Origin of the sequence: Microbacterium flavescens (genome assembly GCF_018588945.1) — a bacterium.
Taxonomy (GTDB): Bacteria; Actinomycetota; Actinomycetes; order Actinomycetales; family Microbacteriaceae; genus Microbacterium; species Microbacterium flavescens.
This window is the reverse complement of sequence record NZ_JAFIWA010000002.1, coordinates 580,126-594,278: the sequence shown is the minus strand read 5'-3', so window position 1 is coordinate 594,278 and position 14,153 is coordinate 580,126. Positions and strand designations below refer to the sequence as shown.

The 14,153-nt window shown below is 71.3% G+C and carries 11 protein-coding genes; 7 read left to right on the top strand and 4 right to left on the bottom strand.

Annotation, left to right across the window (positions count from 1 at the left end):
• Positions 1–59: 59 nt before the first annotated feature.
• Entirely contained in the window at positions 60–1,397 is a 1,338-nt protein-coding gene (gene gdhA, locus JX005_RS06415; protein ID WP_214466694.1) for an NADP-specific glutamate dehydrogenase, read from the top strand.
• A 45-nt stretch (positions 1,398–1,442) separates the two neighbouring features.
• Here the strand turns inward: gdhA and mfd are convergent, their stop codons facing one another.
• Positions 1,443–5,069 carry a transcription-repair coupling factor gene (gene mfd / locus JX005_RS06410; protein ID WP_214466576.1) on the bottom strand — a complete coding sequence of 1,209 codons (3,627 nt, stop codon included), beginning with the start codon at positions 5,067–5,069 and terminating at the stop codon, positions 1,443–1,445.
• A gap of 85 nt (positions 5,070–5,154) precedes the next feature.
• Here mfd and JX005_RS06405 point away from each other — a divergent pair, with 85 nt between their 5' ends.
• Positions 5,155–5,781 carry a hypothetical protein gene (locus JX005_RS06405; RefSeq protein ID WP_214466575.1) on the top strand — a complete coding sequence of 209 codons (627 nt, stop codon included), beginning with the start codon at positions 5,155–5,157 and terminating at the stop codon, positions 5,779–5,781.
• Positions 5,782–5,796: 15 nt separating this feature from the next.
• Here the strand turns inward: JX005_RS06405 and pth are convergent, their stop codons facing one another.
• Positions 5,797–6,381 (bottom strand): aminoacyl-tRNA hydrolase, encoded by a 585-nt coding sequence (gene pth, locus JX005_RS06400; RefSeq protein WP_214466574.1) that lies wholly within the window; start codon positions 6,379–6,381, stop codon positions 5,797–5,799.
• Between the two features lie 76 nt (positions 6,382–6,457).
• Positions 6,458–7,102, bottom strand: a complete 645-nt coding sequence (locus JX005_RS06395; RefSeq protein WP_214466573.1) for a 50S ribosomal protein L25/general stress protein Ctc — start codon at positions 7,100–7,102, stop codon at positions 6,458–6,460.
• A gap of 256 nt (positions 7,103–7,358) precedes the next feature.
• On the opposite strand from JX005_RS06395, the gene JX005_RS16250 reads away from it, so the two are divergent.
• Positions 7,359–7,481, top strand: coding sequence for a hypothetical protein (locus JX005_RS16250; RefSeq protein WP_281422023.1), 123 nt, complete (start codon positions 7,359–7,361; stop codon positions 7,479–7,481).
• 280 nt (positions 7,482–7,761) lie between these two features.
• Positions 7,762–9,189 (top strand): NADP-dependent phosphogluconate dehydrogenase, encoded by a 1,428-nt coding sequence (gnd, locus tag JX005_RS06390; RefSeq protein WP_307858521.1) that lies wholly within the window; start codon positions 7,762–7,764, stop codon positions 9,187–9,189.
• 56 nt (positions 9,190–9,245) lie between these two features.
• Here the strand turns inward: gnd and JX005_RS06385 are convergent, their stop codons facing one another.
• On the bottom strand, positions 9,246–10,571 hold the full coding sequence (locus JX005_RS06385; protein WP_307858513.1) for an FAD-binding oxidoreductase: 1,326 nt from the start codon (positions 10,569–10,571) through the stop codon (positions 9,246–9,248).
• A gap of 87 nt (positions 10,572–10,658) precedes the next feature.
• Here JX005_RS06385 and JX005_RS06380 point away from each other — a divergent pair, with 87 nt between their 5' ends.
• From JX005_RS06380 to JX005_RS06370, 3 genes are all read left to right on the top strand, one after another.
• Positions 10,659–11,654 carry an NAD-dependent epimerase/dehydratase family protein gene (locus JX005_RS06380; protein ID WP_214466570.1) on the top strand — a complete coding sequence of 332 codons (996 nt, stop codon included), beginning with the start codon at positions 10,659–10,661 and terminating at the stop codon, positions 11,652–11,654.
• Positions 11,655–11,726: 72 nt separating this feature from the next.
• Positions 11,727–12,455, top strand: a complete 729-nt coding sequence (locus JX005_RS06375; RefSeq protein ID WP_214466569.1) for a response regulator transcription factor — start codon at positions 11,727–11,729, stop codon at positions 12,453–12,455.
• Positions 12,452–14,002, top strand: a complete 1,551-nt coding sequence (locus tag JX005_RS06370; protein WP_307858512.1) for a sensor histidine kinase — start codon at positions 12,452–12,454, stop codon at positions 14,000–14,002. The genes JX005_RS06375 and JX005_RS06370 overlap by 4 nt, the downstream gene beginning before the upstream one ends.
• Positions 14,003–14,153: the final 151 nt, after the last annotated feature.

Here is a 14,153-nt window from a genome sequence, read left to right as displayed (position 1 = left end):
GGGACCTCTGATCAGTCCCGCAAGAAAGCTCCACCCCCGTGACCGATACGCTCGTCGCCCTGCCGTCCGCCGTCCGCCCCGTCTTCGACACCGTGCAGGCCCGCAACCCTCACGAACCCGAGTTCCAGCAGGCCGTGCACGAGGTGCTCGACTCGATCGTGCCGGTGCTCGAGCAGCATCCCGAGTTCGTCTCCGGCGGCATCGTGGAGCGTCTGGTCGAGCCGGAGCGCCAGATCATGTTCCGCGTGCCGTGGGTCGACGACGCCGGCCGCCTCCAGGTCAATCGCGGCTTCCGCGTGCAGTTCTCGTCGGTCCTGGGGCCGTACAAGGGCGGACTGCGCTTCCACCCGACCGTGAACCTGTCGATCATCAAGTTCCTCGGGTTCGAGCAGATCTTCAAGAACGCGCTCACCGGTCAGGGCATCGGCGGGGCCAAGGGCGGCAGCGACTTCGATCCGCACGGCCGCTCCGACGCCGAGATCATGCGGTTCTGCCAGTCGTTCATGAGCGAGCTGTACCGCCACCTCGGCGAGCACACCGACGTGCCCGCAGGCGACATCGGCGTCGGCGCCCGTGAGATCGGCTACCTGTTCGGCCAGTACCGCAAGATCACCAACCGCCACGAGTCCGGAATGTTCACCGGCAAGGGCGTGCAGTGGGGCGGCGCCGAGGTGCGCACCGAGGCGACCGGCTACGGAGCCGTCTTCTTCGTGCAGAACATGCTGGCGGTCCACGGCGAGCAGCTGGCGGGCCGCCGGGTGGGCGTCTCAGGGTCGGGCAACGTCGCGATCTACGCCATCGACAAGATCCATCAGCTCGGCGGGATCCCCGTCACGGCGTCGGACTCGTCGGGATACGTCGTCGACGACGCCGGCATCGACGTCGGCCTGCTGCGCCAGGTGAAGGAGATCGAGCGCGGCCGCATCGCCGAGTACGCGGCACGGCGCCCGGGCGCCCGCTTCGTCGAGGGCGCGCGCCCGTGGGAGGTCCCGATGGATGTGGCCCTGCCCTCCGCCACCCAGAACGAGCTGGACGAGCTGGACTCGGCGGCGCTGATCGGCAACGGCGTGCGCGCGGTCGCCGAGGGTGCCAACATGCCCTCGACGCCGGGGGCCGTCGCGGCCTTCCGCTCGTCGGGCGTGCTGTTCGGTCCCGGCAAGGCGGCCAACGCGGGCGGAGTCGCCACGTCTGCGCTCGAGATGAGCCAGAACGCCGCCCGCCAGCGCTGGAGCTTCTCGCACAGCGAGGAGCGGCTCCGGGCGATCATGTCCGACGTGCACGACGCGGCCTTCGCCGCGGCGGAGCGCTACGACCACCCGGGCGACTACGTCGTGGGCGCCAACGCCGCCGGCTTCGAGCGCGTGGCGCACGCGATGCTCGCGCAGGGCGTCATCTGACGCGAACCGCCCGCCGGGCCGGCCCAGCCGGCACGGCCCGCCGGCTCAGGATGCCGTCGACGCGGTGGACGCCTCGGAGGTCTCGACCTTCGGCGCCGGCCAGAGCTGTTCGAGGAGCTGGCCGACCCATGCGATGAGGTCGCCGTCGGCGACGCGCTCCCCTTCGGCGGTCGGCAGCGGCACCACGAGCGCCTCGCCGCCCTGCAGCAGCTTCGCCTTCGGGTGCAGCCGCTGCAGCCGCACGCGCATCGAGTCGGGCAGGTTCGCCGGGGCGACCCGCAGGTTGGGACCCATCGCGACGACGTCGGTGAGCCCCGCCTGGGCGGCGCGGCGGCGCAGGCGCGCGACCGCGAGGAGACCCTCGACGTCGGCGGGCGGCTCGCCGTACCGGTCGGTGAGCTCCTCCACGACGAGGTCGATCGCGTCGTCCTTCGCGGTGAGGGATGCCGCGGCCGAGAGCTTCTGGTACGCCTCGAGGCGCAGTCGCTCGCTGTCGATGTACGACTCGGGGATGCGCGCCTGCACGGGCAGCTCGAGGCGCAGCTCGGCAGGACCCTCGACGTCGTCGCCGCGGAACGCCGAGACCGCCTCTCCGATCATGCGGAGGTAGAGGTCGAAGCCGACGCCGGCGATGTGGCCGGCCTGCTCGGCGCCCAGCAGGTTGCCCGCGCCGCGCAGCTCGAGGTCTTTCAGCGCCACCTGCATGCCGCTGCCGAGGTCGTTGTTCACGGCGATCGTCTCGAGCCGGTCGGCCGCGGTCTCGGACAGCGGCTTGAGCTCGTCGTAGAGGAAGTAGGCGTACGCGCGCTCCCTCGCCCGGCCCACGCGCCCGCGCAGCTGGTGGAGCTGCGAGAGGCCGTACTTGTCGGCCCGGTCGATGATGATCGTGTTGGCATTGGAGATGTCGAGGCCGGTCTCGACGATCGTCGTGCAGACGAGCACGTCGAACCGCCGCTCCCAGAAGGCGTCGACGACCTCCTCCAGCGCGTGCTCCCCCATCTGGCCGTGCGCGACGGCGATGCGCGCCTCGGGCACCAGTTCGGCGAGCTCGGCGGCGACGCGCTGGATGGACTGCACGCGGTTGTGGACGAAGAACACCTGTCCCTCGCGCAGCAGCTCGCGACGGATCGCCGCGGCGATCTGCTTGTCGTTGCGCGCGCCGACATAGGACAGGATCGGATGCCGGTCTTCGGGCGGCGTCTGAAGGGTCGACATCTCGCGGATGCCGGTGACGGCCATCTCGAGCGTGCGCGGGATCGGGGTGGCGCTCATCGCGAGGATGTCGACGTTGGTCTTGAGCTTCTTCAGCTGATCCTTGTGCTCGACGCCGAAGCGCTGCTCCTCGTCGATGATCATGAGACCCAGGTCTTTGAAGTGCACCTTCTCGGTCAGGATGCGGTGCGTGCCGATGACCAGATCGACCGTTCCGTCGGCGAGCCCGTCGACGACCTCACGCGCCTGCTTGTCGGTCTGGAAGCGCGAGAGCGCCTTCACCTTGACCGGGAAGCCGGCGAAGCGCTCGGTGAACGTCTCGAAGTGCTGCTTCACGAGCAGCGTGGTCGGCACGAGCATCGCGACCTGCTTGCCGTCCTGGATCGCCTTGAACGCGGCGCGGACGGCGACCTCGGTCTTGCCGAAGCCGACGTCGCCCGACAGCAGGCGGTCCATCGGGATCGGCTTCTCCATGTCGGCCTTGATCTCGTCGATCGTCTGCAGCTGATCGGGCGTCTCGGCGAACGGGAACGCCTCCTCGAGTTCGCGCTGCCACGGGGTGTCAGGCCCGAAGGCGTGGCCCTTGGCCGCCATGCGGGCGGAGTAGAGCTTGACCAGCTCGACGGCGATGTCGCGCACGGCCCTGCGCGCGCGGCCCTTCGCCGCCGCCCAGTCGCTGCCGCCCATCTTGGACAGGCTCGGCGCCTCGCCGCCGACGTACCGCGACAGCAGGTCGAGCTGGTCGGTGGGGACGAACAGCTTGTCGCCCGGATAGCCCCGCTTGGACGGCGCGTACTCGAGCACGAGATACTCGCGCACGCTCTTGACCGGATTGCGTCCTCCGCTGGACACCTCCCGCTGGGTGAGCTCGACGAACTTGCCGATGCCGTGGGTCACGTGGACCACGTAGTCGCCCGGCTTCAGCTGAAGCGGGTCGACGACGTTCTTGCGCCGCGACGCGAGCTTCTTCACGACGCGCTGATCGCCGCCGATCGTGCGTCCGTAGAACTCGGTCTCGGTGAGCACGGCGATCTTGGCGTCGGGCACCTGGAAGCCGCGTTCGAGGACCGACACCACGAGATGGGCGACGCCCGGCTCGGGCGCGGCCAGCACCTCGTCGACGCGGCGCGCCGCGATGCCGCGCTCGGCGAGGACGTCGCGCGCGCGCTCGACGAGGCCGGTGCCGGATGCCGCGACCACCACGCGCCAGCCGTCCGCGAGGAGCGCGCCGACGTGCGCCGTCGCTCCGTCGACGTTGCCCTGGAAGGAGGGCACCGGGTCGCCCGCGACCCGCACGACCGCAGCCGCCTCCAGGGCGGCGTCGATGTCGAGCAGGCCCTCGGCCGAGGCATCCGCTTCTCCTGAATCGAACGCGCTCAGGGTCCACCACACGTCGCCCCGCGCGCGCGCGGCCTCGCGCAGCGCCGGGAGCGTGAGGAAGTCGCCCGCACCGAGGTCGATGGGCGTCTGCGCCCCGGCGGTCGCGGCGCTCCACGCGGCCTCGAGGAACTCGCGGTTCGTGTCGCCCAGCGTGATCGCGCGCGTCACGGCGCGTTCCGGGTCGACGAGCGCCACGGCAGCGCCCTCGGGGAGGTAGTCGGCGACGGTGACGAGCCGGTCGACGACGGCCGGGAGCAGCGACTCCATGCCCTCGGCGGGGATGCCCTCCGACATCTTCTCGAGCATGCCGGCGAGCCCGGGGAACTCGTCCTTCAGCTGCCGGGCGCGGGCGCGCACGGCGTCGGTCAGCAGCAGCTCACGGCTCGCGATCAGCGAGACCTCGGGGATCTCGCCCGGCAGCGATCGCTGGTCGGCGACCGAGAATGCGCGGATCTGGTCGACCTCGTCGCCGAAGAACTCCACCCGGTACGGATGCGCCGCCGTGGGCGGGAAGACATCGAGGATGCCGCCGCGCACCGCGAACTCGCCGCGGCGCGAGACCATGTCGACCCGGTGGTAGGCCAGCTCGACGAGGCGGAGCGAGACGGCGCTCAGATCGTGCCCGCGTCCGCCGACGACCAGGTCGATCGGCGGCACGTCGGTGAGACCGGCCGCCAGCGGCTGGATCGCGCCGCGGACCGACGCCGTCACGATCAGCGGCGTCTCGCCGTTCCAGCGGGCGATGCGCCCGAGCACGTCGAGCCGGCTGCCGACGATCTCGGCGCTCGGGCTCAGGCGCTCGTGGGGCAGCGTCTCCCACGCCGGGAAGTGCATCACCTCGGCGCCGGGCATCAGGGCCCCCAGCGCGGGGCCGATCGACTCGGACCGGCGGCCGGTCGGAGTGATCAGCAGGATGACGGGCGGCTTGCCGGCTGCGCGGCGGCGCTCGATGAGGGCGGAGAGCAGCGGCGCGTCGAGGCCTTCGACCAGCGAGAAGTCGGCATCGACGGATGCTGCGGCGACAGCATCCTGAAACGACTCTGCCTGTTCGAGGGCGCGCACGATCCCGGGAACTGTCACCGGATGAGTCTACGCGCGGCAGCCGACACCCGGACCCGTGTGGTGGGGCGGATGCCGCGGCCCGCGCACCTCATAGGATGAGCCGGTGAGCGACCCCGCCAAGCAGACGAACCCGCCGACACCCGAGCCGGCCCCGCCCGTCGCACCCGCGGCGCCAACCGCGTGGGCGGCGCCGTCCGCTCCCCCGTTCGGTGCTCCCCCGTCGCCCGCACCGCCTGCCGGACACCCGGCGGGGATGGCGCCTGCAGCGCCCGGCGCCTACGCCCCGCCCGCCGGGTACGCGCTGCCCGCGGGCTACGGCGGGCAGCCGGCCGCGTCCGGAGCGGCGGGACGCGGGCTCGGCGTCGTCGCGTTCGTGCTCGCGGCGGTCGCGACCGTGGGCGCAGCACTCGGCGGCGCTATCGCCGCGTTCGCCATCGGTCTCGGCGCCGGGCGCGAGATCGCGATGCGCCCGTTCACCGGCGACTTCGACTGGGCGGTGCTCGCGCCCGTGCGGAACCAGGTGCTGCTCGCCGAGGTGTCGTTCTGGCTGGGCACGGCGCTCGGGGTGTGGGCCCTCGTGCAGGGCATCATCGCGCTCGTGAAGGGTCGCGGCCGGCCGTGGGCGGTCGCCGCGATCGTCGTCGCGGCGCTGGGTCCGATCGTGTTCTTCGTGGTGCTGCAGGGCTTCCTCACGCTCGGTCTCGACGCCGGCTCGGGCGTCGGCGGCTGACCCGCGCGCGCCGCGTCAGGAACGCGGCGCGTGATGCTTCTGCTGAGCGGCCAGCAGTCCCTCGTCGACGAGCTGCTCGACTGCGTCGGCGGCATCGCCCAGCAGGATGGGCAGGTTCTTGCGCTCCGTGGCGCCGAACGGGTCGAGCACCCAGTCGGCGGGATCCTGGCGACCGGGCGGGCGTCCGATGCCGACGCGCACCCGCGCGAAGTCACCCGAGTCGAGTGCCTTCGCGACGTCGCGGACGCCGTTGTGCCCGCCGTGCCCGCCGCCTAGCTTGAGCTTGATGCTGTCGAACGGGATGTCCAGCTCGTCATGCACCACGACGACGTGCGCGGGCTCGACCCCGTAGAACTTGGCGAGTCCTGCGACGGGACCACCCGAGACGTTCATGAAGGTGTTCGGCTTCGCGAGGATGAGCTTGGCTCCGCCGGGACGCAGCCAGGTCTCGGCGACGCGGGCGTTCGCCTTGTGCGCGCGGAAGGACTCCCCGCGTCGCGCGGCGAGCTCGTCGAGGACCAGCTGCCCCACGTTGTGCCGGGTGAGCTCGTACCGAGGTCCCGGATTGCCCAGTCCCACGATCAGCCACGCGTCTGCCATGTCTCTGCCCTTCCGACGGCGAAGCCCGCCCCCTCGATTATCGGGGACGGGCTTCGACGGATGCTGCGGCGAGTCCTTACTCGGACTCGGCCTCCTTGGCGCCCTCGGACTCCTCGGCCTGCTCTGCGGCGACCTCGGCGTCGGCTGCGGCGATCTCGTCCTCCGCGGCCAGCGTCGACGACGGGACGGAGATCGCGATGATCAGCGTCTCGGGGTCGACGGCGAGCGACGCGCCCTTGGGCAGCGTGAGGTCGGCAGCGGTGATGTGCGTGCCCTCCTCGAGGCCCTCGACGTCGAGCTCGATGCGCTCGGGGATGTGGGTGGCCTCGACCTCGAGCAGGACCGTGTTGGCGTCCTGCGCGGCGATGGTGCCGGGGGCCGGCTCGCCCGAGACCGTGATCGGCACGTCGACCTGGACCTTCTCGCCCTTGCGGACGACGAGGAGGTCGATGTGCTCGATGATCTGGTGCACGGGGTCCTTCTGGACGTCCTTGACCAGGGTGAGCTGCTCCTTGCCGTTGACGTCGAGCTCGAGCACGACGTTGGCACGGCGGATCAGCAGGGCCATCTGGTGGCCGGGAAGGGCGACGTGCAGCGGGTCGGTGCCGTGACCGTAGATGACGGCGGGGATCTTGCCGGCGGCGCGCAGGCGGCGGGCGAAGCCCTTGCCGAAGTTCTCGCGGACTTCGGCGTGGACCTTGGTGTCGGTCTCGGTCGACATGGTTTCTCCTCGCGGGCGTGAGCCCGTTCTGATCGCGGGTCCGCTCAGGCGGCGGGCCCAGGTATTAGGGGGTTGTCTCGACTCGAACGCACACGCGTGAGGAGAGCTGTGAGCCCACTCCACCGCGTCGATCACGGATGCCGCATCCCGCCGATCAGGCGGGCGCGAGGCATCCCTCGCCGAAGTTCAAGGATCGAGTCTACCAGCCGCCCCGCTACGATGAAGGACGCACCCGATTCGCCTACGGAGGACCCCGATGGATTACGGCTTTCTGTCTCACGCGCTGCTCTGGCTGATCGGCGGGATGACTGCTCTCGGTGCTCTCCTCACCGCCGGTGCGCTCTGGTCGATGGGACGCGCGAGCTACCGCAAGGACTGACCCGCGGCGGCCGCACAATGGGCCGCCCGGTGCGGTGAGGATCACGCCAACCCCGCGTAACACGGGCAGGCCAGACTCTAGGCTGGAACCCTCCCCCTCTCGAACCTCAGGAGTGCGTGTGTCTTCGAACGATCCCGCGGCGCAGACGAACATCTCGACCGATCGCGACGACCAGCCCGGCGCGACGCGCGAGCACGAGGGGGCGCCCCGCCCCGAGGAGGTCTCGCGCCCGGCCCCCGAGCCCACCGGCCCGGATGCCGCGGTTGCGCCGACTGCCAACATCGGCGTCGTCGGCCTCGCGGTCATGGGGTCCAATCTGGCTCGCAACCTCGCCAGCCGCGAGGGCAACACCGTGGCGATCTACAACCGGAGTCACGAGAAGACCGACACGCTGCTCGCCGACCATCCGGAGGCGGGCTTCGTCCCGGCCTACTCGTACGACGAGTTCGCCGCGTCCCTGCAGAAGCCCCGCACCGCGATCATCATGGTGAAGGCCGGCGGCGGCACGGATGCCGTCATCAATGCCCTCGTCGACGCGTTCGAGCCGGGCGACATCATCGTGGACGGCGGCAACGCGCTGTTCACCGACACGATCCGCCGCGAGAAGGCCGTCCGCGAGACCGGGATCAACTTCGTCGGCGCCGGCATCTCCGGCGGCGAGGAGGGTGCCCTCAATGGCCCGTCGATCATGCCGGGCGGCTCGGACGAGTCGTGGGTCACGCTCGGGCCGATCCTGAAGTCGATCGCCGCCGTCGCCGAGGGCGAGCCCTGCGTCACGCACATCGGCCACGACGGCGCCGGCCACTTCGTGAAGATGGTGCACAACGGCATCGAGTACGCCGACATGCAGCTCATCGCCGAGGCGTATGACCTGATCCGCCGCGGAACGGGCAAGTCCCCCGCCGAGATCGCCGACGTGTTCGCCGAGTGGAACCGCGGCGAGCTCGAGTCGTACCTCATCGAGATCACGGCGGAAGTGCTGCGTCAGGTGGATGCCGAGACCGGCAAGCCGCTGGTGGACGTCATTCTCGACCAGGCCGGCGCCAAGGGCACCGGAGCCTGGACGGTGCAGACGGCCCTGAACCTCGGAGTGCCGGTGTCGGGCATCGCCGAAGCGGTCTTCGCGCGGTCGCTGTCGAGCCACCCTGAGCAGCGTGCTGTGTCGGGCGACCTTCCCGGCCCCGCCGAGGGCCTCTCCGTCGAGGACGCCGACGCCTTCATCGAGGAGGTGCGCCTCGCGCTGTACGCCTCGAAGATCGTGGCGTACTCGCAGGGCTTCGACGAGATCCGCGCCGGCGCGGCCGAGTACGACTGGTCGATCGACCTCGGGGCGGTCTCGAAGATCTGGCGCGGCGGCTGCATCATCCGCGCCCAGTTCCTCAACCGCATCGCCGACGCCTACGGCGACACCCCCGACCTGCCCGTGCTGCTCACGGCGCCCTACTTCGTCGAGGCGCTCGGCCGGGCGCAGTCCGCGTGGCGCCGGATCGTCGCGACCGCGGCGGCCGCCGGCATCCCGGCGCCCGCGTTCTCCTCGTCGCTCGCCTACTACGACGGCCTGCGCGCCGAGCGACTGCCGGCAGCGCTCGTCCAGGGTCAGCGCGACTTCTTCGGAGCGCACACCTATCAGCGCATCGACAAGCCGGGCACGTTCCACACGCTGTGGTCGGGCGACCGCACCGAGATCGAAGCCGAAGACACCCACTGACCGTGTCGTGAGAGGGGCCCTCGCCGTCATCGGCGAGGGCCCCTCTCGTGCACCGGTCAGGCCGGCGTGACGTTGTGATTGCGGCAGAAGAGGTTCTGCGGGTCGAGACGGAGCTTGATCTCGGCGAGTCGCGCGATCGCCTCGGGCGAGTAGATCCGTGAGACGAGTCCTGGATCGGTCGAGGTCGTGAAGTTGCCGTACAGTGCCTCACCCAGGGCCTCGATCGCGTCCCACTCGGCCTGGATGAGCGGACGATTGCCGTCGTCGACGAGTCCGGGGATGTCGAAGGCGCCGGCCATCGCGAACCACGTCGCGCTGCGGGCGGGGAACGGCGTCGCGTCCTGCGCGACGTCGCCGAACGCGCCGCCGAGCGAGCGCAGGAACAGCACGGATGCGGAGTTCGCCTCTCGGAATGCCGCGAGCCGGTCGATGGCGTCGTCGGTCAGGACCTCGAGCAGCGTGTTGCCGCCGACGAAGCCCGGCATCGCCTGATCGGGGTCGGCTGCCGGCATGTCCATGAGGATGTCGGGGTAGCCGCGCACGCCGAGCTCGGTCTCGGTCACGCCGTCGAGAGCGACGAGCGGTGCCAGGGCGGCGCGCGCCGCGTCTTCGTCGTCGCCGATCCAGCACGCCGTGATCGTCGCTCCTGCGGGAGCGCTCGGGTCCATCGCGGGCACGTCCATGTAGGTGACCGTGAGCTCGCGCGGCGCGCCGATCATCGTGTCGCGCAGGGCGCGGAGCACGGGTCGTGCATCACCCGCGACGCCGAGCGTGGCGAACACGACGGAGGTCAGCGGGTGGGCCCGGAAGTCGAATCTCGTGACGACGCCGAAGTTGCCGCCGCCGCCGCGCAGCGCCCACAGGAGATCGGAGTGCGACGCGTCGTTCGCCTCGAGCACGTCGCCGCTCGCCGTGACGACCTGGGCGCCGACGAGCTGGTCGGCCGCCAATCCCCAGGCGCGCACCATCCAGCCGATCCCGCCGCCGAGGGTGAGACCGCCGACGCCGACCGACGCCGTATCGCCGGAGCTCACGGCCAGCCCGTGTTCGGCGAGCGCCGCCGCCACGGCGCCCCACGTGGCGCCGCCGCCCACATGCACGAGTGCGCCGTCGACGCGGATGTCGTCGAGCGCGTCGAGGTCGAGCGTGACCCCGCCGGGGACGGCGCCCCACGCGCTGTGGCCTCCGCCGCGGACCATGACGTCGAGGCGCTCGGACGCGGCGTAGCGCACCGCCGCGCGAACGTCGTCGACGCTCGACGGGCGCACGATGATGGTCGGCTCTCCCACACCGGAGTGGAAGGAACGGGCGGCGTCCCATTCGGCGTCGCCGGGCTTGACGACCGTTCCGGCCGCCAGATCAGTCAGAGAGAGTTCGGTCACCCGCGTCACGGTAATGGTCCCCGCGGACATCCGATAGACCCGTTCCTGCCACGGATCGGACGCCGCCCGCCAGGCTAGGGTCGGACGATGACCACCACGCGAGTGCTCTACATCGGCGGAACCGGAACCATCAGTGCGGCGTGCGTGAGGCGCAGCCTCGACTCGGGGCACGACGTGACCGTGCTCAACCGCGGCTCGGGCCGGCGACCGCTCCCCCAGGGCGTGCACGAGCTGGTCGCTGACGTGCGCGACGCGCGGGCCGTGCGGGATGCCGTCGGCGACGCCGAGTTCGACGTGGTCGCCGAGTTCCTCGCGTTCACGCCCGAGCACGTCCAGCAGGATCTCGACCTGTTCGAGGGGCGCACCGGGCAGTACGTCTTCATCAGCTCCGCATCGGCCTACGAGAAGCCGCCGCGCCGAGTGCCGGTCACCGAGTCCACGCCCCTGCGCAACCCGTTCTGGCGCTATTCGCGCGACAAGATCGCATGCGAGGACCTCCTGGTGGCCGCGCACCGCGAGCGCGGACTGCCGGTCACGATCATCCGGCCGTCGCACACCTACGACGAGCGGCTGCTCCCCACGATGGGCGGCTGGACCGACATCGCCCGCATGCGGGAGGGGCGCCCCGTCGTGATCCACGGCGACGGCACGAGCCTGTGGACCCTCACCCACAGCGACGACTTCGCCGTCGCGTTCGCAGGACTCCTCGGCAATCCCGCCGCGATCGGCGACGCCTTCACGATCACGGGCTCGCACGCTCCGACCTGGAACCAGATCTACGGCTGGCTCGCCGACGCGGCCGGGGTGCGGCATCCCGATTTCGTCCACGTCGCCTCCCAGACGATCGCCGCCTTCGATGCGGAGCTGGGTCCGGGCCTGATCGGCGACAAGGCGCACTCGATGCTCTTCGACAACAGCAAGGTGACCGCGCTCGTGCCCGAGTTCCGCACGACCATCACCTTCGACGAGGGCGCCTGCCGCATCCTCGCCCACTACGACGCCCATCCCGACGAGCAGCAGGTGGACGCGGACCGGGATGCGGTGTTCGATCGCATGGTGGCCCACACCCGTTCGGCAGGCTGAACCGCGCGCACTCACAGCGACCGCATAGCCCGCGCCATAGGAAGCTCATAGGAACGCGAGCACAATGGACGCATGACCAGCGCCTCGCCTGCCCTCCTGCGTCCCGACGGCTCGCCCCTGCGCGTGCTCGTGGTCGACGACGAGCAGATGCTCACCGACCTGCTGTCGATGGCGCTGCGGATGGAGGGGTGGGACGTGCGCACCGCCGGCTCCGGCTTCCAGGCGCTGCAGGCGGCGCGCGAGTTCGCGCCCGACGCGATGGTGCTCGACGTCATGATGCCCGACCTCGACGGCATGGCGGTGCTGCAACGGCTGCGCCAGTCGGGCGACGACGTGCCGGTGCTGTTCCTCACCGCGAAGGACGCCGTGAGCGACCGGGTCGCCGGACTGACCGCCGGCGGCGACGACTACGTCACCAAGCCGTTCTCCCTCGAAGAGGTCGTGGCGCGCCTGCGCGGGCTCATGCGCCGCGCGGGCACCGCCCACGCGTCGGGCGCCGAGCCCATCCTGCGGGTGGCCGACCTCACGCTCAACGAGGACAGCCACGAGGTCGAGCGCGCCGGAGACGAGATCGACCTCACCGCGACCGAGTTCGAACTGCTGCGCTACCTCATGCGCAACCAGCGCCGCGTGGTGTCGAAGGCGCAGATCCTCGACCGCGTGTGGAACTACGACTTCGGCGGACGCTCCAGCGTCGTCGAGCTGTACATCTCGTACCTGCGCAAGAAGATCGATCAGGGCCGCGAGCCGCTCATCCACACGGTGCGGGGCGTCGGCTACATGATCAAGGCGCCCTCATGACGGACGTCCGCGACGTCGACGCTCCCGCCGAGGACGAGAACACGATGACGGATGCCGCGGCCCCGGCCGCGGCATCCGCTCGCCGTCCCTGGACCCTGCAGCGGAAGCTCATCGTCACCGTCGTGGGGATCACGTCGTTCATCATGGTGCTGGTCGGCGTCTCGACGAGCGCGATCCTCGGCGGCGTGCTGGAGGACGGCCTCAACAACCAGGTCACCAACGCCGCGGAGCGCACCGCCGTGCTCGTGCGCGGGTACATCGCGCAGGGCTGGACAGCGCAGGAGATCCTCGAGGAGCAGCCGCAGCCGCCGGGCTTCCTGCTCGCGATCGAGACGCCGCCGAGCGCGCCGACGGCGGCGGTCGTCGAGTCCGACGCCTCCGTGACGGAGCTGACGGACGATCAGATCGGCGACCTCGCCACGGGCCTGCGGAGCGAGACCCCGTCGGTCGTGACGATCGACGGGCTTGGGAGCTTCCGCGTCGAGGGCGAGCCGAGCGGCGCGTCGATCGTCGTGGTCGGCATCTCACGCGACGAGGTCGCCAGCTCGATCGGCCAGATGCTCACCACGATCGGGCTCCTGACCGCCGGAGGGCTGATCCTGCTCGCCCTCGCGACGGCGTGGACGATCCGCGCCGGGCTGGCGCCGCTGCGGGCGGTCGCGGCGACGGCGGAGCGCGTGTCGGACCTCCCGCTCGATCAGGGCGAGGTGTCGATCTCGGAGCGCGTCCCGGCGCACCAGGCCGATCCGCGTACCGAGGTCGGGCGCGTGGGCGAGGCGCTGAACACGCTGCTCGACCATGTCGGGACTTCGCTCACGGCGCGACAGCGCAACGAGGAGCGCATGCGCACGTTCGTCGCCGACGCGAGCCACGAGCTGCGGACGCCGCTCGCTTCGATCCGCGGCTATTCGGAGCTGTCGCTGCGCGCCCTGTCGAAGGACCGTCACGCCGCGACGATCGAGACGGCCGAGGCATCCCTCGAGCGGATCCAGGCGCAGTCGCTGCGCATGACCCGGCTCGTCGAGGACCTCCTGCTCCTCGCGCGGCTCGACGAGGGCCAGGAGCTCGTCTACGGCACGGTCGACCTCACCCGGCTCGTGCTCGAGGCGGTGGGCGACGCCCGTCCGGCGGGTCCGGGCCACACGTGGGTGCTGGAGCTGACCGACGAGCCCGTGCAGGTCGCGGGCGACGCCGGACGCCTCAACCAGGTCGTCGCCAATCTGCTCGCCAATGCCCGCACGCACACGCCCGACGGCACGACCGTGACCGTCGGCGTCGAGCGCGACGGCGACACGGCGGTGGTGCGCGTGCACGACGACGGGCCAGGCATCGACCCGGCCCTGCGCGACGAGCTGTTCGAGCGCTTCTCGCGCGCGGACCGCTCCCGCGCGCGTCAGACCGGCGGCACCGGCCTCGGGCTGTCGATCGCCCGGGCGATCGTCGACGCCCACGGCGGCTCCATCACGGTCGCGAGCGAGCCCGGCGCGACGACCTTCGAGGTGCGCCTCCCCGCACGCCCGCGCGACCCCGCGGTGACGGCGGACTGAGCGCGGGGCTTGGTTGCGGGGCTCAACCGCGCCGAAGTGCGTGGTCGAGTGCGCCGGGCCGCACATCGGCGCGGTCGAGCACGCGACGTCGGGGCTCAACCGCGCCGAAGTGCGCGGCGGCAGCCGGCGCAGGCGCGATACGGCGCGGTTG